The sequence below is a fragment of the Rhodococcus sp. B7740 genome (genome assembly GCF_000954115.1).
Lineage (GTDB): Bacteria > Actinomycetota > Actinomycetes > Mycobacteriales > Mycobacteriaceae > Rhodococcoides.
Window position 1 is genome coordinate 3,675,123 of sequence record NZ_CP010797.1, and the last position, 20,453, is coordinate 3,695,575.

Consider the following 20,453-nt stretch of genomic DNA (forward strand, 5'->3'; position numbering starts at 1 on the left):
ATGCGGATCTGTTGCTCGACCGGCCACGTACGAAATCGGGTGAACGATGCTGCCGACCGTGTGACGATCGGGACATGACACTCGACGACATCGTGAATCTGGTCCGCAGTTTCGAAGGCACCGTGACGCAGCGGCCTCGAGAGGGAGACGGAACTCCCGAACTCGCCTGGGGCGATGCGTTCTTCTACTACTCGACCGACGGGTCCATCCCCACGAACACTCAGCCGTTCGCCACGATCGTGACCAAGAACTACCCGGGCGACGAGCTGTCCCGACTGGACCGACCCGACGCGTTCCGCGTCAACATCGTTGCAGGAAAACAAGAGTTCCACAGGATGCTGGGAGTGCCGCCCCGCGAAGCGGCCCACGCACCCCAGGCCGACACAGACGACGTCCTCGCCGCCCACCCTCAGTACGGCACCGCAGGCTGGCTGTCCGTGGTCAACCCGTCTTCGCAGACCGAAACGCGTGTCCGGAAACTACTCGACGCCGCGTATCACGGTGCCAAGAGCAGATACGAGCGCCGCCAAGCCTGATCAGCCGAAGAAATCGTCCATCGATCGGGAGAGCCCCTCGATATCCAGGCCGTTGGCCCGATCATGTTGGGCCACCGCGCCGTATTTGCGTCGTTCTCCTGCTTCGACCCCGACTCCCGACACCCGATGACGCGCATCGGCGAGGGCTCTGTTCACTTGCAGCACTGACGTTCCCGCGAGATACGGCTCGACGATCATGACGTCCGGCGCGGTCAACGTCGCCCGCAGCGTTCGGCTGTCGAACGGCCTGATCGTCGACGCATGCAGCACCGTCAGGTCCCGACCCGAGGCTGCGGCGAGAACCCGGTCCGTCATCGGGCCGACGGAGATCACTGTTCCCGAATTGCCCTGTTGCACAGGGGTGAACATTCCATCGGGCCGGCCGTATGGACGTTCGTTGCACACCCCGTCGAGCCTGATGTAGACGCGATCGTCGGTTGCCGCCGCGCTCTGCAGCATCCACCCGACCTCGTCGACATGCCCGGGAACATGGACCGTCCACCCGTCCAGGGTGTCGAGGAGTGCGACATCTCGCTGACCGAAGTGTGTCTCGCCGCCCTGCGGCCACCCGTAGGACCCACCCGAGCTCACCAGGATTGCGCCGACGCTCTGATGGCCCAGATCGAGTTTCACCTGCTCGAAGGGCCGCTCGATCAGGAACGGCGGGAAGGTGTGCACGATCGGACGCATTCCGGCCAGGGCCAGACCGCCGGCGACCCCGATCATGGCCTGCTCTCGAATGCCGACGTTGATCACCCGCGATCGAACACCGGCGGTGAGGTGCGGTTCGAGATATCCAACTCCGATCTCCGCCAGCACCAACGCTGTTCGCTCGTTCTGCGCCAACAGATCGGGCAGCAGGCGGTAGAAGTGCTCGCGTTGGTCCAGCGTTGCCTTCATCAGCTCTCCTTCTTTTCGACGTGCGCGACCACCACGTGCGGCCCCTGTGGATGATGGAGGCGAAACGCGCGCCTGAGAGCGGTGTGATCTCGGCCGTCGACGTCGGAAATGGACCACCCCTCGACCGCGAACCGCGACGCGATACCGCCGGGCCATCCCAGGCCGGCAGAGTCGTTGTCGATCACCACCGCGGTCAGATTGCCCAGATTCGATCGCGCAGCGAATTGAACGGCTTCCATATTGCTCCCCTCGTCGAGCTCGGCGTCGCCGATCAGTACGAAAACTCGGGCGATACTGTTCTGAATCCGCAGCGCAACAGCAGTTCCGGCGGCCAGTGCCAAGCCATGGCCGAGCGATCCCGATCCGATATCGACCCCGCGTGCCAGCGTGCGATCCGGGTGATTTCCCAGCGGTGAGTCGTAGCTGCCGAACGACGCGAGCTCGTGCGGCGTCAAGAATCCCCGTGCCGCAAGCACGGCGTAGTACGCCATCGGCCCGTGACCCTTGGACAGGTAGAACCGATCACGGTCCGGGTCGTCAGGATCGGCTGGGTCCAGGATCAGAATGTCGGAGTACAACACCCACAACACATCGAGTGTCGAAGTGGCGCTGGTGCTGTGCTTTTCGTCGCCCGTCATCAGAGTCATGAGCCGAGGCAACTCGTCGAATGTCATCTGCATGACCCCACCCTGCAACCTCGAGCGCGCTCGAGGTCAAGCCCTGCGGGGGAGGTGATGTGAGTGTCCGACATTCCCGGGCGGGACGACGATTTCCGCTTCTCGAGCCAAATTGTGGACACTGACGGCACCACCGACCGTAGTCTCCAGATATGCCGCGAAACCCCCTCGCTATAGCGGGGACGTCCATCGACTGCGCCGATCCGGCGGAACTAGCGCGCTTCTATCTCGCGCTTCTCGGCGGCGAGTTGTTGTGGGAGAACTCCGAGAGCGTTGGGATCCGCACACAATCCGGCCTGAACATCGTTGCGCAGAAAGTCACGAACTACATTCCGCCCCAATGGCCGTCGACATCCATCGTGCACTTCGATCTGGACGCTGGAGCCGACCTGACCGATTCCGTGGCCTACGCAGTCGAATGCGGGGCCAAGGAGGCAGCAGAGCAGCCGGACCCCCGATGGCGAGTTCTGCTCGACCCCGCCGGGCACCCCTTCTGCATCACCACGGAGGTGTACGACGGGCGACCGGAGGCAATAGCCTGAGATGGTGCGCAATCTCGTCATCGTTCTGCTCCTGTTCGGATTCATCGTCGGATCGGTGCCGTTGGGCTGGTACCTGATGGGCGAAATGACCACCAACGCGAATGGCGTCGTGTATTCCGGTGGCTATCAAGCCCTGAACGGTGTCACGATGGACGACGAATTCGTCGATGACATGAACGATTCGTTCGACCGAAGAACTCGAGGCCTGTCCATGCTGTGGCTGTACGTAGTGCCTGTGTTTACCGCAGCTCTCGGTGCACTGGCCGGATTCGTTCTCGGCAAGTTCGGATTCGTGCTCACGCGCAGGCGAACTCGAGAGGCATGAGGTGGCTGGGCCTGCCGAAGTGGAGCTGAGCACCGACGACATTCGACGCGTGACGGCCTTTGCGGCTACCTGCGCCCGACGGGCATTACCGATCTACGACATGGCCCACCCCGGGGATGCGCGTCCACGCTCGGCGATCGAGGGTGCCGAGGCATTCGCCGAGACCGGCCACCGGACGGCGGAGTTACGCAGGCTCGCCTGGGACGCGCACAAAGCGGCCCGCGAACTGCCGACTTCAGCGGCCACGGACGCAGCACTAGCTGCCATGCACGCGGCCGGCTCTGCGTATCTCCATCCGCTGTACAGCCCCCACCAGATCAAACACATTCTCGGTTCTGCTGTGCACCTGGTGCTCGCCGACCCGAAATCTGCTGCAGAACAGATCGAATGGATCGACGCTCAGTCCGATGCGACTGTGCGAGCGATTTTGCGTCGGTTTCCGCCACCGATCGCCGGGCGCACGAGGTTCGGCGTGCTCATGGCCCGACTCGATACCGAATTGCGCCGTTGAGCCGTTGCCTCGATTGGAGTGCGGTGACAGCATGGGAAAGATGAAGACACATGAACGCCCGTGGAAGCGTTATGCAATTGCCGCGTTGCTGGCCTTCCTCGCATTCTCGACGATCAGCGACATCGTGTCCGATCCTTCTGCCTGGAACTGGTCGAAGCTGGCTGTGCTGGCTGTGGCCGCTGTGTTCATCTGGTACGGAGAGCGCCGAACCTGGACGTCTCCGGACAAGATCGGACCCGAAGCTGTACCCGCCGGGGATGTCGAAGCGGTGGTCGCAGAATCCGGCAGAACTGTCCACGCCATCAAAGCGCTACGAGAGATGCATCCCGGTCTCGGTCTGCGTGACGCCAAGAATCTCGTTCGACCGGATCACTGACCGAGGAGAAGGCGATGTCGTCAGTCAGCGGTACACGTGCCGTCCAGGATCCCGCCGGACTGACCGAGGCCGCAATCCTGTTGATCGACTTCAATCGCGAGTACGACTACCCGGTGCCCGAGTCGGATTGGCTTGCAGCTCATCTCGATACTCTGGTGAAATCCGGCGATACCAGCGTGCTGACATTCGGGACTCCCGCCATCGGTGTGGCGATTCTGCGATTTCGGGCCGGCACTCTGAGCGCAGATATCGAGGCCTATCTCGCCGAGTTCTACGTCCGGCCTAGCCTACGCGGGAAGGGCTACGGAACAACCTTTCTCGACGACGTCATCGAGCACGCACGCGGCAGGGGTGCCACCTACATGGACCTCAACACTTCCGAGGACGACGAGGCGGCGCGACACGTGTACGAAAAGCGTGGCTTCGACTGCCACGAAGGCCGTGGCGAGGGACCCAAAGCTCTGTATTACGAACTCGAGCTGAACTGACGCAAGAGATGTAGCCTGGCCATATGGTTAGCCGAGATAACAGCTCTACATCGTTCGGGACCGTCGCCGACGTGTACGAATCTGCTCGCCCCGACTATCCGTCGGCCGCGGTCGAATGGCTGCTGAAACCCGTACTCGAGTCGAGCGGGCGGCCTCTCGTCGCCGACGTCGGTGCCGGGACCGGCAAGCTCACCCGCATCATCGCCGCCGCCGGGTGCGATGCCGTCGCGGTCGATCCTGATCCCGCCATGCTCGACGCCCTGCGCGACGCAGTGCCAGGAGTTCCGGCCCACGTCGGCACCGCCGAGTCCCTGCCGCTGGAGAACGAGAGTGTCGATGCCGTCCTGCTCGGACAGGCCTGGCACTGGGTCGAGCCGGTAGCCGCGTCACGCGAGATCGGCCGGGTTCTGCGCCCAGGTGGCACCCTGGGACTCATCTGGAACATTCGCGACGAGTCGCACTCGTGGGTTCGGCGACTGAACTCGGTGGTCTCGCGCGGTGGAGCGCTGACCATGTTCGACGACGGTCCACCGCCGATCGCAGAACCGTTCCGCCGGCTCGACGAGGAGCGGTGGGCGTGGTCGCGCACGGTGAGCCGGTCCCAGTTGACCGATCTGGTTCGGTCGCGCAGCTTCTACATCACCGCGACCCCCGATGAGCGCAACCGCATCGATCGGGATCTCACTGCACTGTTCGACGAATTGGGCCTCGAGGGATCGAGGACGATCGAACTGCCCTATGTCACAAGGGCTTTCCGCACCACGAAGCCGAGCCGGTGAGACGCCCCAACCCCGGGAGTCGCCACATCCGAGCAAAACGAATATGATTCCCAATAAGTGGGTGCAGGTTCGACTTCGAGGAGCTACAACATGGCGTTTCCGATCATCGTCGCGAAAGCAGTATCGACGGTCGTAACAGGCGCAGTCGGCGTCGCCGCGTACAACGGTGCCAAGAAGCTGTACGCCAAAGCTCCCGTCCGCAAGGTCGCGGTATCGGCAACCGAGCTCGGTCTCCGCGCCGCGCGAAAGGCCGAAATCCACGCCGAGTCAGCACGTCTGGCCGTGTCCGATGTTGTTGCAGAAGCGCGCGACCGGCTCGGGGAAGAAGTGCCGCCACCCTCGGCCACCGAAGTCGGCCACGGTCACTCGCACTGATCACGGCAGTCGGCCGAACATGACGATGCTCGTCGAACATTCCCTCGATGCAGCTCCCGACCGCGCGGATGGCATCGAGATCCTGTCCGATGCCGCCGGCCGCATGCGGCTTCGCGTCGACTGGCTTCGATCGAGTCCGGGTCGCGCGGTCGCCGTCGAAGATCACGTAGACAAGATTCGCGGCGTTCGAGCTGTCCACGCTTACCCCCGCACCGCATCGGTCGTCATCTGGTACTCCCGCTCCCGGATCGACCGGGCCGAGCTGTTCTATGCGGTGAACGCAGGTCGCACCACCGACTGGGCTCTGGTACCCGTGCGTAGCCCACGGTCGGCTGACGTCACCAGCGGTGATGTCCTGCGCATGACCATCGGCGGCGCGGCCCTGGTCCTGCTCGGCTTCCGTCGCTACGCCTTCCGACGGCCGCCCCTCCTCGGACCCACCAGCCGCGTCGTGGCGACCGGGGCCACCATCTTCACCGGCTATCCATTCCTGAAGGGAGCGCTGCGCTCGCTGACCGGAAACCGGTCCGCCGGGACCGACGCACTCGTCAGCGCCGCCACCGTGGCCAGTCTGGTGCTCCGTGAGAACGTTGTTGCCCTGACCGTGCTGTGGCTGCTCAACATCGGTGAATATCTGCAGGAGCTGACGCTCAAGCGCACTCGTCGCGCGATCTCCGATCTCCTGACCGGCACGCAGGACACCGCGTGGATTCGCCTTCCGGACGGTTCCGAGATCTCCGTCGACGTCGATCGGCTGGAGATCGGCGACGAAGTCGTCGTGCACGATCACGTCGGCGTGCCCGTTGACGGGACCGTCGTAGACGGTGACGCGGTGGTCGACCAATCCGCAATCACCGGTGAGACATTGCCGGTGTCGATAGCTGCAGGCGACAGGATCCATGCCGGGTCCGTCGTTGTCCGTGGCCGCATCGTCGTCCGCGCGTCTGCGGTAGGCCGCGATACGACGATCGGCCGCATCATCTCGCGCGTCGAGGAGGCACAGGAAGACCGCGCCCCGATTCAGACGGTGGGAGAGAACTTCTCACGCCGCTTCGTACCCGCGTCGTTCATCCTGTCGGGCCTCACGCTCCTGGTCACCCGCGATGTCCGACGGGCGATGACCATGCTGCTCGTCGCGTGCCCGTGTGCGGTGGGTCTGTCGACTCCGACGGCCATCAGCGCCGCCATCGGAAACGGAGCTCGCCGGGGGATTCTCATCAAGGGCGGATCGCATCTGGAACAAGCAGGCAGGGTCGATGCCTTCGTGTTCGACAAGACCGGCACCCTCACCGTCGGACGCCCCGTCGTCACCAATGTCGTGTCATTCCAGGACGACTGGGAGCCGGAGCAGGTGCTGGCGTATGCCGCCAGTTCCGAGATCCACTCTCGGCATCCGTTGGCGGAGGCCGTGATTCGCAGCACCGAGGAACGCCATATCGTAATTCCTCCGCACGAGGAATGCGAAGTACTCGTCGGCCTCGGCATGCGTACCGTCGCAGACGGCCGGACTCTGCTGCTGGGCAGCCCGTCACTGCTGCGCAGCGAGAACGTCACCGTCTCCGACCATGCGGCCGAATGGGTTTCGCGCTTGCAGCGTGAGGCCGAGACTCCGCTACTGCTGGCGGTGGACGGCGTACTGGTCGGGTTGATCAGCCTGCGTGACGAGGTCCGATCCAATGCTCTGGACGTACTGAACGCGCTCCGCGCCGACGGTGTGGAACGGATCGTCATGCTCACCGGAGATCACCCCGAGACCGCGGCGGCCGTAGCCGCCGAACTGGGCATCGCCGAGTGGCGAGCCGAGGTGATGCCCGATGACAAACTCGACGCCGTCCGCAAGCTCCAAGAAGAGGGATATGTCGTCGCGATGGTCGGAGACGGCACCAACGACGCTCCCGCGCTCGCCGTCGCAGATATCGGTATCGCAATGGGGTTGGCGGGCACCGATGTTGCCGTCGAAACGGCCGATGTAGCTCTGGCCAGCGACGACTTGACACGGTTGCTCGACGTTCGCGATCTCGGACGACACTCGGTATCGGTCATCCGGCAGAACTACGGAATGTCGATCGCCGTGAACGCTCTGGGCCTCCTGGTCAGCGCCGGTGGAGCACTCTCTCCGGTGCTCGCCGCGATTCTGCACAACGCGTCCTCGGTCGCGGTGGTCGGCAACAGCTCCCGACTGATCCGATACCGAATCTGATCAGTAACGCCCCGACACGAGGGCGATCTGCTTGGTACCCAGTCCGCTATTTCGCGTCGCGGAAGTACGGTTCGACCGTGCCCTTGAGCTTGACGAGCATGGGATTTCCGTAGCGATCCTTCGCGGTGGGGACTTCGACTCGCACCCAACCCTCGGTCACGTTGTATTCGCGAACACTGGTCTTCTCGACGCCGTTGAAGCGAATACCGACGTCCCGGCGAAGAACCTCTTCGTTGTAGAAGGGGCTCCGCGGATCGATCGCGAGGTGGTTCGGTGGAACGTCTGTGTGCTGGTCCTCTGACATGAATTACTTTCGTCGAATGCTGAGACAAGGGCGTGGTTGATTCCTGAAGAGAATACGCGACCCAGCGCTGTCGGCCCTAGCCCCGCGCCATGTCCACGAATCTGGACAGGTGAAGTTGGTGTGCCACAGTGATTGTCGCGGTCGGGCCGTTACGGTGCTTACCGAGAATCAGGTCGGCCTCACCGCCACGAGGGTCGTCGCGCTCGATTGCGTCGGGGCGGTGCAGCAGAATCACCATGTCGGCGTCCTGCTCCAGTGAGCCGGACTCACGGAGGTCCGAGACCATCGGCTTCTTGTCGGTTCGCTGCTCGGGGCCACGGTTGAGCTGGCAGACCGCGACCACCGGGCATTCGAGTTCCTTGGCCAACAGCTTGAGCTGACGGGAGAAGTCCGAGACCTCCTGCTGACGGGATTCGACCTTCTTGCCGGACGACATCAGCTGAAGGTAGTCCACCACAATGAGTTTCAGTCCGTTGCGCTGCTTGAGGCGACGTGCCTTGGCACGGATCTCCATCATCGTCAGGTTCGGGGAGTCGTCGACGAAGAGCGGTGCTTCGCTGATCTCGCTCATGCGCCGGGCCAGCTTGGTCCAGTCGTCGTCGGTCATCTTTCCGGATCGCATGTCGCCGAGCTTGATCTTCGCCTCGGCGGACAACAGTCGCATGACGATCTCGGTGCGACTCATTTCCAGGGAGAAAATGACACTGGGCATGCCGTGCTTGATCGAGCACGAACGCATGAAATCCATACTCAGGGTCGACTTACCCACGCCGGGCCTCGCCGCCACGATGATCATCTGACCCGGGTGCAGGCCGTTGGTGATTTCGTCGAGTTCGGCGAATCCTGTTGGTACACCGAGGGATATGCCACCACGGCTGGCGATGGAGTCGATTTCGTCCATCGTGGGCTGCAGCAGCTCCTCGAGGGGGAGGAAGTCCTCGGAGGTGCGGCGTTCGGTGACCTCGTACACCTCGGCCTGCGCGCGGTCGACCACCTCGGCCACGTCCTGGCCGTCGGCTCCGGCGTAGCCGAACTGCACGATGCGGGTACCGGCCTGCACGAGCCGGCGCAGAATCGACTTCTCCGCGACGATCTCGGCGTAGTACCCGGCGTTGGCTGCCGTCGGCGTCGTCTGCGTCAGGGTGATCAGGTACGGGGGGCCGCCGATGCGCTTGAGCTCACCGCGACGGTCCAGCTCGGCCGATACGGTGACCGGGTCGGCAGGCTCACCGCGGCTGTAGAGGTCGAGGATCGCGTCGTACACGTTCTGGTGGGCCGGGCGATAGAAGTCGCCGGGACGAAGCACTTCGAGCACGTCGGCAATGGCGTCCTTGCTCAGCAGCATGCCGCCGAGTACGGACTGTTCGGCCGCCATGTCCTGTGGGGGCTGGCGACCGAAATCCTCGCCAGGACCCTCGCTGGACGAGGGACCGGAGTAGTCGGACTGTCCTCGATCGTCCACAACTGCCACGCGAACCGGCCGTCCTCTCCCCATTGTCGTCGGCACCGTCGAATATCACCCGGCGGTGCTGTGTAGCAAGTTCTACCCCCGGGCACCGACAGGTCCTGCTCGGCACCGGATACGCACTCTTCGGAGGCCGCTGCACGGCATCGAGAGAGACGCTGCACGGACGTTAAGCGCTATCGGCAGGAGTCACAACATGGCCTGTGGATGGAACTGTGGATGAAATGTGGATGGTGTTGAACAACGGTGTTGACCATCTGTGGACAACCTGGGTATAACTTTCCGGTTTTCGGGTTCTTCGCCAGGTCAAGGGGTGTACATAAAGTTTTCTTCCTGTGCATCGATTCGGGAGCGGCGTGTCGGCCGAATTGACAACTCGGGCGTGTTGAGTAAATACCGGGTGAACCCAGGGGTGAATTGGGTCACACCGACTGGGATCACTCACAGAAACAGACCACTCTCCCGTTTAGACGCGAGAGGCCCGATCCCATTCTTGGAATCGGGCCCCTCGACACTCACGCCGAGACGTCAGGAGTCACTCTTCTGCGGGCAGTCCGCCGGGTCGAGGACCGTGATCTCCTGGGTACCTATCTGCAGAACTCGTGCCGACGGAATGTCGAAGAAGAGGCCGGTGATTCGTAGGCGCCCCTCGGCGTTGGCACGACCGACGACTCGATGCCGCGTGAGCGTCTGCAGCTGCACTGCGACGTTCACCATCGCCAGTTGGTCCGCCTCTCCGAAACCGAGCTCCGCCGCCTGACGACCGACCACGTGCCCGCTGCGATACGCGTCGAGGCTTGCCATCCCGTAACCCAACCACTCGGCGACGGAGGCGTCCGCGGCGTTCTCAGGGCCGCTGAGTACCGCTTTCATGGCACCGCAGCCCGAGTGCCCACAGACCACGACCGACGAGGTCCCGAGTTGATCGACACCGAACGCCAGCGCCGCCTCCACCGAGCAGTCCTGCCCCTGAGCGGGAACGAGGTTGCCCATGTTGCGGACGGTGAACAGGTCACCCGGGCCGCTGCTGGTGATCGTGTTCGGCATGACTCGCGAATCCACACAGCACAGAAACAGAGTGTCCGGATCCTGGCTGTCGGTCAGTCCCTCGAGGTGCGGACGGATGTTGGGAGCATGCGTGCGGTGGTACTCCGCAACGCCGCTCAACACCGGCCGCAGGGCCGCGGGCGAGTCCTCCTGCGCAACATCGCTCTTGAGCTGCCAGGCGCGCCACGGTGCCAACGAACTGCGTACCGTCGCCGATCCACGCTTGGGTGGCCCTTCGGCAGCCGCCGCCATGGACGCCGTACCCACTTCTTCGACTTTCACTGTGCCGCCACCGAGTTCGTGCTGACGCATCCACTCGTTCAAGGCGTCGTGCACGGCATGGTCGAGGAAGTCCACGCCGAGGTGGACCGTGACGGCCGTGCCTGCCGGGACAGTGGACAGCACATGCGTCAACCGGGGGAGCGCGAGGAAGCTCAACGACCCCTCGGTGGTGACACGCCAGGTGCCGTCGACGGTTTCCTCGGCCCTGACCTTCGCCCACACCACCCGACGCAGCACGAGGATGATCGACAGTGCCAAACCGATCAGCACACCCTCGAGCAGGTTGAGCGCCACCACTCCGACGACAGTGACCGCATAGACCGCGATGTCTCCGGTCTTGTTCGCAATCTTGATGTCCGCCAGCTTGATCAGCTGCACGCCGATCATCACCAGCAACCCGGCCAGAGCTGCGAAGGGAACCAGTTCGACGATCGAGATGAACAGTACGGAGAAGATCAGAATCCACACGCCGTGCAGAATCGCCGATGCCCGAGATTTGGCACCGACCTTGACGTTGGTGGCACTGCGCACGATCACCCCGGTGATCGGCAGACCGCCGATGGCGCCTGAGGCCATGTTGCCGGCACCCTGAGCCATCAATTCACGGTCGAAGTTGGTGCGCTCACCGCTGTGCATCTTGTCGACGGCCACCGCGGAGAGCAGACTCTCGACACTGGCGATCAACGCGATGGTGATGACGCCGGTGACGAACGCACTCCACTGCCCGTCGGGCATGACCGGCAGGCTCAAGGACTCGATCAGGTTGCCGGGCAATTCGATTCGTTCGACATCGAGTGAGAAGAAGATCGAGACCGCGGTGGCGGTGACCACTGCGACCAGGGCGGCCGGCACCTTGGTGACCTTGGCCAGCACGCCGGACAACTCGCTCAACCGTGGCCAGGCGAACATCAGCACGACCACGATTCCGCCGACGACGATCGACGGCCACTGGCCGTTCGCAACGGATGTAGGGATGGCGAGCACGTTCTGGACCGCAGAACTTTCGGATTCCCCACCGAGAAGCACGTGAATCTGTTGCAGCGCAATGGTTATACCGATTCCGGCGAGCATCGCATGCACCACGACGGGCGAGATGGCCAACGCACTGCGCGCAATTCGGCTCAATCCCAGCAGGATCTGCACAGCACCGGCCAGGACGGTGATGGCGCACGTTACGCCCCACCCGAATTGGTTGACCAACTCGGCAACCACGACGGTCAGGCCTGCCGCGGGGCCACTGACCTGCAGCGGTGATCCGCCGAGTATGCCGGCAAGAATGCCGCCGACCACAGCGGCAATGAGACCGGCCATGATCGGCGCGCCCGATGCGACGGCGATACCGATCGAAAGTGGCACTGCAACAAGGAAAACGACCAACGAGGCCGGTACGTCGTATTTCAGGATCGACCCGACGCGAGACTGCGGCTCGAGTCGGGTCTCGGGACTGGGGTCGGAATCGGGTTCCACGGTCGTGGTCACGGCAGCGTTCCTCCGGGCGTCTAGGCGTCAGGTCGGGTGAATCCAGTTGGTGATGATGTTCGATGTCGCCCCGCCTAAAGAGTACGCAAAGCTTTGCTTACGAACGTCCGAAGAGAGATGCTTCACAAATCGGAACCCATTGCGACAGTTGATCTTTGTGAGAAGACACGAAAAAGCCCCACGAACCGTGGTTCGTGGGGCTTTGTTCGACCGAAACGGGCCGAAAGCTGAAATCAGCTTCCGACGACATCCAGCTTGAACTTGGCGGTCACGTCGGGGTGCAGGTTCACGACGATGTCGTGCTTGCCCGTGCTCTTGACGTGAGCCTTCGGCAGATCGATGCTGCGCTTGTCGACGACCGGGCCACCGGCAGCCTTCAGAGCAGAAGCGACGTCCGACGCGGTGACCGAGCCGAACAGCTTGCCCGAGTCGCCCGCGGTCTTCACGGAGAGCGTGACGGCCTCGAGGCCTTCGATGGCCTGCTTGAGCTCGTTGGCGTGCTCGAGGCCGCGGACGGCACGAGCTTCCTGAGCGCGGCGGATGCCGTCGACCTGCTTCTGAGCTCCACGGGTGGCCTGGATGGCCAATCCGCGGGGCAGCAGGAAGTTACGGCCGTAGCCGTCCTTGACCTCTACGGTGTCGCCAGGCGCACCGAGGTTGTCCACATCAGCGGTGAGGATCAGTTTCATACCAATCGCCCCTTTCTATCGAGCCGTCGCGGCGTAAGGCAGCAGTGCTACCTCACGCGAGTTCTTCACGGCAACGGCCACGTCACGCTGATGCTGGACGCAGTTGCCGGTGACACGGCGAGCACGGATCTTTCCGCGATCGCTGACGTACTTACGCAGCAACGTCGTGTCCTTGTAATCGATCGACGTGTTCTTTTCCTTGCAGAAGGAACACGCTTTCTTCTTGAGCACCTTGTCGCGCAATGGCGGTTTGGGCATGGGTCTTTCTCCGTTACATCTGGTTGTTCTCGATCGAAGGATCTAGAACGGTGGCTCTTCGTCTCCGCCACGTCCGCCGAAGGAGCCCGACGCCGCCGGGGCACTGCCCCAGGGATCGTCTCCGCCGGAACCGGAGTTGGACGAGGAGTTCGAGCGGCCGCCGCTCGATCCGCCGGAGGAACCGGAGCCGGAGCCGGAGTTGAAGCCGCCTCCGCCGCCACCTCCACCGCGGTTGGCCTTGTTGACCTTTGCGGTGGCGTAGCGGAGTGAAGGTCCGATCTCGTCTACCTCGAGCTCGACGACTGTCCGCTTCTCACCCTCACGCGTCTCGTACGAGCGCTGCCGCAGCCGTCCGCTCACGATCACTCGCGAGCCTCGGGTCAAGCTCTCGGCAACGTTCTCCGCTGCCTCGCGCCAGATGTTGCAGCGCATGAAGAGCGCGTCGCCGTCTTTCCACTCGTTCGTCTGACGATCGAATGTGCGCGGGGTGGATGCAACCGTGAAGTTGGCAACCGCCGCGCCGGCGGGGGTGAATCGAAGTTCTGGATCAGCCGTCAAGTTTCCGATGACGGTGATGACGGTCTCGCCTGCCATGGTTCCTCTTTCAGTAGTAAGCGTTGTAGATGCCAGCCTAGAGGCGGGCAACGACAATTACTTGCCCTGTCGCAGGACCTTCGTGCGCAGAACGGACTCGTTGAGTCCGAGCTGACGATCGAGCTCGCTGACGGTGGCAGGCTCGGCGTTGAGGTTCACAACGGCGTAGATGCCCTCGGCATGCTTGAGGATTTCGTAGGCCAGACGACGCTTGCCCCACACATCGACCTTGTCGACGGTGCCGCCATCCTTGCGAACGACGTTGAGGAACGTGTCGAGCGACGGAGCGACAGTGCGCTCGTCCAGATTGGGGTCGAGAATGACCATCAATTCGTAATGACGCATAAGACCTCATCACCTCCTGTGGACTAGTGAAAACGGCCACGGACTGTCCGTGGCAGGAGGGTCGTTGCGTCAGCAACCCCTCGAAGATACACGACAGGGCCCTGACCTGCTAATTCGCGTCGGGCGCACGGTCCGGCCCTCACGCGTCATACTCTTGCACCATGCGATCCGGGGTCCGCGCCAATCCGATGACGGTCGTCGTGGTCGTCGCGATGGCTGCGCTGGGATTGATTCTGGGATATCTGAACAAGGCCCGATGCGCGGTCGCGCCGTTCGACGCCTCCGGACGCAGCACGGTGTTCGACGCCATCAAGGATTCCTCGGTCTGCTACTCCGACATCCAATTCCTGTGGCTCGGCCGAGACATCGACAATCACATCTTTCCCTACATTCACGGAGCCATCACCAGCGACGGGATCCTCACCGGCGGGACGGTGGAGTATCCCGTCCTCAGTGGGTTGCTGATGTGGCTCGGAGCCATCCCGGCCCACACCGATGCACAGTTCCTGCTGACCTCGGCGTTGATTCTGGCACCGTTCGGTCTGCTCACCGCCTGGATGCTCGGGCGGATGGCCGGCTGGTCCGCGTTGCTGTGGTCGATCGGCCCACCTGTGGTGATGTACGCCTTCCACAACTGGGAACTTCCGGTCGTGGCCGCTGCCGTCGGCGCGATCTTCGTCATGACCCTGCCGGTGCCGCTGCGGCGCAGAGCGATTCTCGCGTCGGTGCTGTTGGCCGTCGGCTTCTGCCTCAAGCTCTACCCGGGAGCTTTCGTGTTGCCCCTGATCGCGTATGTGGTCACCGGCGGCATCGACGGGCGCGAGTCCGCCGACACCATCCGGGGTCGCTGGGACGTCCGTGGCGGTCTGATGGTCGCCGGTGCCGCGATCGGCACGGTCGTCGCAATCAACCTGCCGTTCGCAGTGCTCGGTTACGAGGGGTGGCGTGCATCCTTCACCTTCCAGTCGCTGCGGCAGGCAGACCTGACGACCAACTCCATCTGGTACTGGGGACTGCGCCACTTCTACATCAGCGACCAGATGACTCCCGATGCCTACGCGGAGGCCGACGCGTCCTTCCAGGATGTGGTCGATGTCGCGTCGCCGCTGTTGGTGTTCGCCGCGTTCGCACTTGCGCTGTGGCTCGGCTGGCGTCGGGCAAAGGTTGTCGGGACGTACCCGTGGGTCGCGGTGAGCGGGTCGATGCTGTGCGGATTCATGCTGCTGCACAAGGTGCACTCGCCGCAGTACACGCTGTGGCTACTGCCTTTCCTGGTGTTGCTTCGGGTCCCGTGGGCGCTCGTCGCCGCGTATCTCGTCGTCGATCTGTCGATGGGAATCGGCGTGTTCAAGTACTTCGCCGCATTGGCCTCCGGGGTGGACGCCGAGGACGAGGAGTTCTTCGTTCTGGTGGGGGTGTGGGGACGGGCGCTGCTGCTGGTGGTGCTGTTCGTGCTGTTCATCCGTACGCGCATGCGGATTCCAGTACGCGGCGAAACAGACCAGGAGTCGGTATCATCGCGCCGACCAGCAGCGACATCGCTGACGGGATCACCGGGGCAGTAGGGCGCAGAGCGGGGCGGGGACATGACACAGGTGTCGCGATCACAGGAGAGCACAGAAAATCGGACCACCGAAGTACGACGCGTCGGCCTCGTCGAGGACCACGAATCGGTAGCGCTCGGACTCAAGGCCATGCTCGCCGACGAACCCGACCTGGAACTGGTGTCCACCGCCGCCACCGTCGCAGAGTTGCTCGCCCAGCAGCCCACACTCGATCTGGTGGTACTCGATCTTCGGCTCGGTGACGGGTCCTCACCCCGCTCCAACGTGGAGCAACTGCACGCCGCCGGTGCGCGCGTCCTCGTCTACACCGGTGCCGAGAACGCCTTTCTGGTTCGCTCGGCAGCTCGTGCGGGCGTACTGGGCGTAGTTCGCAAGTCGGCACCGGCCGCAGCGATCGTCTCCGCGATCCGGCGCGCCGCGAGCGGGGGACAGGTCGTCACGACGGACTGGGCTGCCGCAATCGACGGTGATCCGCAGCTTCCCGACGTGGGACTCAGTCCACGCCAACGCGAAGTACTCGCCCTCTACGCGTCGGGCGAGAAGGCCGGACGCGTCGCCCGCCTGGCCGGACTGTCCGAGCAGACCGTCAACGACTACCTGGTGCGGATCCGCAACAAATACGCCGAGGCGGGGCGTCCGGCACCGACGAAAACCGATCTGTACAAGCGTGCGGTCGAGGACGGCTGGCTCCCCATGCCGGAGCTACCTCCACAGGATTGATGCAGGCCCCACTCGAGAAGATCGCGAGCGGGTCCGGTCTCGATACCGCCGAGCGGCAGGCCTGCGGACTTCTCGAGGCAACTCTGCGGGATCGACTGCGGGCACCGGGACTGATGACGGACGAGGTCGCCGCGCAAGCGCGGGCTGCCAGGGCACGGAGTGTGCAGGTGATTCCGCTCGACGACGGCGGGCTCACTATGGCTCATCCCACAATTTCGGACCGAGTGAGCACCGCGGTGTCCGACGCGCTCAGCGGTGCGACAGGCGGGGTGGTGACCGCTCGGATCTTGCCGCCTGGACGCGCGAAGGTCGTATCCATCCTGGTCAGCGACTCGAGCGCCGAAGTGCGGATCGAACTCGATGCAGTCGCAGAGAAGTCTGTCGTAGCCCCGTGACACTCTGACAGGACGGTTGACGGTTCAATGCCCCAAATAATAAGGGCAGAAAACCTGCGAATTACCTGTGAGAATCGACCGCATTGGTTTAGTCGGTCTCAACTCACTTCGGCGTCCGGGAGATTAGATGTCTGCACTGCTCGAACCCTTGCCCTCCGCGAACGACTCCGGAGTCTCGACGACGCGCCGTTCACGCGGTCCGATCAGCCTCGTTCCACCCCCGATGCAGATACATCCCGTTCCCGCCGCCACGAGCCCCTTCCCGCCGCGACCGGATCTGACCGGCCGCGAGATCGAGGTGCTGCTCTGCTGGATTCGACACGACTCGAAGACCGAAGTTGCGAAGGCACTGTTTCTCTCGCTCGGCACCGTCAACACCCACCTCACCCGGATTCGGGCCAAGTACACCTCCGTCGGGCGACCGGCACCGACCAAGGCGGCCCTCGTCGCGCGCGCCCTTCAGGACGGGCTCGTCGATATCTCGGAGCTGTGAACCAGGGTCGGTGATGCCGTCGGTCAGACGCTGACGGCAGTCTCCACGCCCTCGTTCTCGAGGCGTTTGTTGCGTCGAATACTGCTCAGCAGGGCGGCCCCGATGAACAGGATTCCCACGAAGCCGGTGATCAGCTCGTTGATGTGTACACCGATCGAGACCAGCAGGATGATGGACAACGCACCGATCGCCCAGTGCGCACCGTGCTCGAGGTACACGTAATCGGACAACGTTCCCTTGCGAACCAGGAAGACCGTGATCGAGCGGACGAACATCGCACCGATGAAGCCCAGGCCGAGCGCGATGATGATGGGGTCTGCGGTGATGGCGAACGCACCGATGACACCGTCGAACGAGAACGATGCGTCGAGCACCTCGAGGTAGAGGAACAGGAAGAACCCGGCCTTACCCGTCGCCTTCGCCAGTTCGCTCGGCCCGCCCGAGGACTCTTCGCCCTCTTCTTCGACGTGGAAGAGTTCACCGAGTCCGTTCACTGCGATGTAGGTGATCATGCCCAGCACGCCGGAGACCATGACGGTGGAGATCTTGTCGTCCTCGGCGAGGAACTCGGCGCTCAGGACCAGCAGCAGGCCTGCGACGACCACGGAGAGCTGATCGAGGCGACCGATGCGGGCGAGCGGCTTTTCGAGCCAGCTCAACCAGGTGATCTCGCGATCCTCGAAGATGAATCCGAGGAAGAGCATCAGCAGGAACATGCCACCGAATGCAGCGATCTGCGGATGCGCGTCGGTGAGGAGCGTCTCGTAGCTGGGTGAACCGTCCGGGAAAGTTGCGGCACCGTCGGCGGGCGGGTTGAGGGCCAGGTCGATCGCGGCGACCGGACCGAGGCCCGACGCAGCCCAGACGATGACCAGCGGGAACAGCAGCCGCATGCCGAACACGGCGATGATGATGCCGATGGTGAGGAAGATCTTCTGCCAGAACTCGCTCATGCGTCGCAACACGGTGGCATTGATGACGGCATTGTCGAAGGACAGCGACACCTCGAGTACACCGAGGATGAGGACGAGGATCATCGCCTCGATCCCGCCGTACAGAAAAGCCACGATGACGGACACGATGGTGACCGCGATCGACCATCCGAAGATCTTGACAACCACAGTCGTGGCCCTTCTCGAGACAAAGACGGAAAAACCCCCGCCCATCATGGATGACGAGGCGGGGGTACTCCCAATCTTGAGGAGGCCTTTACTACACGTTTACTCCGAAATCGCGAGCGATTCCTGCGAGTCCCGAGGCGTAGCCCTGACCGACCGCGCGGAACTTCCACTCCGCGCCGTTGCGGTACAGCTCACCGAAGACCATGGCGGTCTCGGTGGAGGCGTCCTCGCTGAGGTCGTAGCGTGCGAGCTCGGAGTTGTCGGCCTGGTTGATGACGCGGATGAACGCGTTGCGCACCTGACCGAACGACTGCGAGCGTGCGTCCGCATCGTAGATGGACACGGGGAAGACGATGGTCTCGATCTCCGGCGGTACTGCGGCGAGATCGACCTTGATCTGCTCGTCGTCTCCGTCGCCCTCACCCGTGGTGTTGTCCCCGGTGTGCTCGATGGAGCCGTCGGGAGACTTCAGGTTGTTGAAGAACACGAAGTGCCCGTCGCTCAAGGCCTTCTTCGTCGAGTTCAGAGCGATGGCGCTGGCGTCGAGATCGAAGTCGGTGCCGGTCGTCGTGCGGATGTCCCATCCGAGACCGACCACGACCGCGGTCAGGTTCGGAGCTGCCTTGGTGAGCGAGACATTGCCACCCTTGCTGAGGCTGACGCCCATTGAGAGGTCCTTTCGCAATTGGTTTCCCGTTACGGGGTCAACCGTAGTGGGAATGTCCGGTTCTTGGACGTACTCAGCCAACGACTGCGACATCGCCAGGGTTCCCGTCAGTACTATCGAGCAGGTGACAAGTCGCTGGCCTGGGGTGTTCCGCCGGGGTGCCGAATCGGACGCCGCCGCGCGTCGATCCCAGGACAACGCTGTCGCCGCGTTCCTCGACATGGACAAGCGTCAGTCCATCGCGTCGGCCGGCGTCGAGGCCTCCACCGCACTGCGCCCTCAGGATCGACTCGCAGGCCGATGGTCCGACACCGAGAAGCAATGTTTCGACGCCGGAGCCGCCTACCTCGCCGCCGTCGAGCAGTTCGACGGAATCACCACCCCTGCCGCCAGATCGGCGTTCGACCGAGCGACCGCGCTTCTGCACGATGCCAGCACTGCCGTGGATCGGTTCTACGACGCCCATCGAGGCACGCTCGAGCAGGCATCTGCTCAGTTCGCCGCGACCCCGCGCCTGGTCCAGGACGCGTTGGCCGAGGCAGACGCAGCCCGCTCCACCGTCGACGAGCAGTTCGCCGCCTACCCCTCACTTCGCCAGGCGTGGCGCGAACTCGATTCTGCGACAACACAATTGCAGGCCGATCAGCGCGACCCTCTGCGCGCCCGAGAGCACGCCGCCCAAGTCCGCGACCGTGCGGCCGCGCTGCGTGCTGCCGTGGACTCGGCCCCGGGACGCCTTCAGGAGGCCCGGACCGCGCTGGCCTCCGTGCGCACCCGAATCGAGGCGGTGCGAACCAGATCCGAAGGTATCGGGCCTGCCTTCTCGAGCTTGCTTCGTGAATTCAACGCCAAGAGCTCGGCTGATCTGTCCCGAAACGAACGATCCAGTGCGCGCCACATCGAGCAGGCCGACGAGGACCTGCGCGCGGCACGTTCGGCGCTCGATTCGGGCAATCCCGAGCAGTCACTGGATCTGGTCACCCAGGCGCGCCAACACCTGAGCGATGCCGAACAACTGGTCGACGCGGTCACCGACCGAGTTCGACTGCTGCGCGCGGTCAGGGCCGATCCGAAAGAGACCGAGAACAAGGTGCGGTTCAAACTTCGTGACGCTCAACAACTCGCGATCAATCGTGGTCTGGTTGCCGAATGGGGCTCGGTGTTGGATGCTCAGCTCGCCCGGATCGACAGGGCGAGCACAGCGCTGACGGGTACCCACCCGGACTACTGGTCATATCTGCAGGATCTGGATACCATTTCGGACTTCATCGCAGGCGTGATCGACCGCATGCGAACCTCGCACTGACTACATTCACACGA

General features: G+C 63.5%; 25 protein-coding genes. 14 read left to right on the forward strand and 11 right to left on the reverse strand.

The window, feature by feature from the left end; all coding sequences use genetic code 11:
- Positions 1 to 74: 74 nt before the first annotated feature.
- Positions 75 to 536, forward strand: coding sequence for a DUF6194 family protein (locus NY08_RS16975; protein WP_045197659.1), 462 nt, complete (start codon positions 75 to 77; stop codon positions 534 to 536).
- Here the strand turns inward: NY08_RS16975 and NY08_RS16980 are convergent, their stop codons facing one another.
- Entirely contained in the window at positions 537 to 1,436 is a 900-nt protein-coding gene (locus tag NY08_RS16980) for a transketolase family protein (protein WP_045197661.1), read from the reverse strand. It abuts the gene before it with no gap.
- Complete coding sequence (locus NY08_RS16985; RefSeq protein WP_045197664.1) at positions 1,436 to 2,116, reverse strand: thiamine pyrophosphate-dependent enzyme; 681 nt, start codon at positions 2,114 to 2,116, stop codon at positions 1,436 to 1,438. The genes NY08_RS16980 and NY08_RS16985 overlap by 1 nt, the downstream gene beginning before the upstream one ends.
- A 149-nt stretch (positions 2,117 to 2,265) precedes the next feature.
- On the opposite strand from NY08_RS16985, the gene NY08_RS16990 reads away from it, so the two are divergent.
- The 8 genes from NY08_RS16990 to NY08_RS17025 all read left to right on the forward strand — a co-directional run bounded on the left by NY08_RS16990 (position 2,266) and on the right by NY08_RS17025 (position 7,709).
- Complete coding sequence (locus NY08_RS16990) at positions 2,266 to 2,655, forward strand: VOC family protein (protein ID WP_032396914.1); 390 nt, start codon at positions 2,266 to 2,268, stop codon at positions 2,653 to 2,655.
- Positions 2,656 to 2,659: 4 nt separating this feature from the next.
- A complete protein-coding gene (locus NY08_RS16995; protein WP_144407387.1) occupies positions 2,660 to 2,980 on the forward strand; it encodes a hypothetical protein in 321 nt (106 codons plus the stop codon).
- A 1-nt stretch (position 2,981) separates the two neighbouring features.
- Positions 2,982 to 3,491 (forward strand): putative immunity protein, encoded by a 510-nt coding sequence (locus tag NY08_RS17000; protein WP_200893126.1) that lies wholly within the window; start codon positions 2,982 to 2,984, stop codon positions 3,489 to 3,491.
- Positions 3,492 to 3,531: 40 nt separating this feature from the next.
- On the forward strand, positions 3,532 to 3,867 hold the full coding sequence (locus tag NY08_RS17005; RefSeq protein WP_144407388.1) for a hypothetical protein: 336 nt from the start codon (positions 3,532 to 3,534) through the stop codon (positions 3,865 to 3,867).
- A gap of 14 nt (positions 3,868 to 3,881) precedes the next feature.
- The gene (locus tag NY08_RS17010) at positions 3,882 to 4,355 is read left to right on the forward strand and encodes a GNAT family N-acetyltransferase (protein WP_045197671.1); all 474 of its coding nucleotides are present in this window, start codon (positions 3,882 to 3,884) and stop codon (positions 4,353 to 4,355) included.
- Between the two features lie 71 nt (positions 4,356 to 4,426).
- Positions 4,427 to 5,134 (forward strand): class I SAM-dependent methyltransferase, encoded by a 708-nt coding sequence (locus tag NY08_RS17015; protein WP_200893127.1) that lies wholly within the window; start codon positions 4,427 to 4,429, stop codon positions 5,132 to 5,134.
- Between the two features lie 90 nt (positions 5,135 to 5,224).
- On the forward strand, positions 5,225 to 5,509 hold the full coding sequence (locus NY08_RS17020; RefSeq protein WP_045197673.1) for a DUF1490 family protein: 285 nt from the start codon (positions 5,225 to 5,227) through the stop codon (positions 5,507 to 5,509).
- 19 nt (positions 5,510 to 5,528) lie between these two features.
- The gene (locus NY08_RS17025) at positions 5,529 to 7,709 is read left to right on the forward strand and encodes a heavy metal translocating P-type ATPase (RefSeq protein ID WP_045197675.1); all 2,181 of its coding nucleotides are present in this window, start codon (positions 5,529 to 5,531) and stop codon (positions 7,707 to 7,709) included.
- A gap of 46 nt (positions 7,710 to 7,755) precedes the next feature.
- Here NY08_RS17025 and NY08_RS17030 read toward each other — a convergent pair whose 3' ends face one another.
- The 7 genes from NY08_RS17030 to rpsF form a co-directional block, all read right to left on the reverse strand.
- Positions 7,756 to 8,013 (reverse strand): DUF3297 family protein, encoded by a 258-nt coding sequence (locus tag NY08_RS17030; protein WP_032396922.1) that lies wholly within the window; start codon positions 8,011 to 8,013, stop codon positions 7,756 to 7,758.
- Positions 8,014 to 8,089: 76 nt separating this feature from the next.
- Positions 8,090 to 9,484, reverse strand: a complete 1,395-nt coding sequence (dnaB, locus tag NY08_RS17035; protein ID WP_032396923.1) for a replicative DNA helicase — start codon at positions 9,482 to 9,484, stop codon at positions 8,090 to 8,092.
- A 522-nt stretch (positions 9,485 to 10,006) separates the two neighbouring features.
- Entirely contained in the window at positions 10,007 to 12,286 is a 2,280-nt protein-coding gene (locus tag NY08_RS17040) for a SulP family inorganic anion transporter (protein WP_045197677.1), read from the reverse strand.
- A gap of 233 nt (positions 12,287 to 12,519) precedes the next feature.
- On the reverse strand, positions 12,520 to 12,975 hold the full coding sequence (gene rplI, locus NY08_RS17045; protein ID WP_032396925.1) for a 50S ribosomal protein L9: 456 nt from the start codon (positions 12,973 to 12,975) through the stop codon (positions 12,520 to 12,522).
- A gap of 15 nt (positions 12,976 to 12,990) precedes the next feature.
- A complete protein-coding gene (gene rpsR, locus NY08_RS17050) occupies positions 12,991 to 13,233 on the reverse strand; it encodes a 30S ribosomal protein S18 (RefSeq protein WP_032396926.1) in 243 nt (80 codons plus the stop codon).
- Positions 13,234 to 13,275: 42 nt separating this feature from the next.
- On the reverse strand, positions 13,276 to 13,827 hold the full coding sequence (locus tag NY08_RS17055; RefSeq protein ID WP_032378699.1) for a single-stranded DNA-binding protein: 552 nt from the start codon (positions 13,825 to 13,827) through the stop codon (positions 13,276 to 13,278).
- A 57-nt stretch (positions 13,828 to 13,884) separates the two neighbouring features.
- A complete protein-coding gene (gene rpsF / locus NY08_RS17060) occupies positions 13,885 to 14,172 on the reverse strand; it encodes a 30S ribosomal protein S6 (RefSeq protein ID WP_008711385.1) in 288 nt (95 codons plus the stop codon).
- A 161-nt stretch (positions 14,173 to 14,333) separates the two neighbouring features.
- Between rpsF and NY08_RS17065 the strand changes: the two genes are divergently transcribed.
- From NY08_RS17065 to NY08_RS17080, 4 genes are all read left to right on the forward strand, one after another.
- Positions 14,334 to 15,737, forward strand: a complete 1,404-nt coding sequence (locus NY08_RS17065; protein WP_045197687.1) for a glycosyltransferase family 87 protein — start codon at positions 14,334 to 14,336, stop codon at positions 15,735 to 15,737.
- Between the two features lie 21 nt (positions 15,738 to 15,758).
- Positions 15,759 to 16,457, forward strand: a complete 699-nt coding sequence (locus tag NY08_RS17070) for a response regulator transcription factor (protein ID WP_045197689.1) — start codon at positions 15,759 to 15,761, stop codon at positions 16,455 to 16,457.
- The gene (locus NY08_RS17075; protein WP_052683854.1) at positions 16,457 to 16,852 is read left to right on the forward strand and encodes a hypothetical protein; all 396 of its coding nucleotides are present in this window, start codon (positions 16,457 to 16,459) and stop codon (positions 16,850 to 16,852) included. The genes NY08_RS17070 and NY08_RS17075 overlap by 1 nt, the downstream gene beginning before the upstream one ends.
- Before the next feature lie 127 nt (positions 16,853 to 16,979).
- Entirely contained in the window at positions 16,980 to 17,345 is a 366-nt protein-coding gene (locus tag NY08_RS17080; RefSeq protein WP_045197691.1) for a helix-turn-helix transcriptional regulator, read from the forward strand.
- A 23-nt stretch (positions 17,346 to 17,368) separates the two neighbouring features.
- Here NY08_RS17080 and NY08_RS17085 read toward each other — a convergent pair whose 3' ends face one another.
- Positions 17,369 to 18,466: a DUF475 domain-containing protein gene (locus NY08_RS17085; protein ID WP_032396931.1), complete on the reverse strand. Its 1,098-nt coding sequence runs from the start codon at positions 18,464 to 18,466 to the stop codon at positions 17,369 to 17,371.
- Between the two features lie 91 nt (positions 18,467 to 18,557).
- Positions 18,558 to 19,133 (reverse strand): TerD family protein, encoded by a 576-nt coding sequence (locus tag NY08_RS17090; protein WP_032396932.1) that lies wholly within the window; start codon positions 19,131 to 19,133, stop codon positions 18,558 to 18,560.
- A 220-nt stretch (positions 19,134 to 19,353) separates the two neighbouring features.
- On the opposite strand from NY08_RS17090, the gene NY08_RS17095 reads away from it, so the two are divergent.
- Positions 19,354 to 20,439: a hypothetical protein gene (locus tag NY08_RS17095; protein WP_045200629.1), complete on the forward strand. Its 1,086-nt coding sequence runs from the start codon at positions 19,354 to 19,356 to the stop codon at positions 20,437 to 20,439.
- Positions 20,440 to 20,453 lie beyond the last annotated feature (14 nt).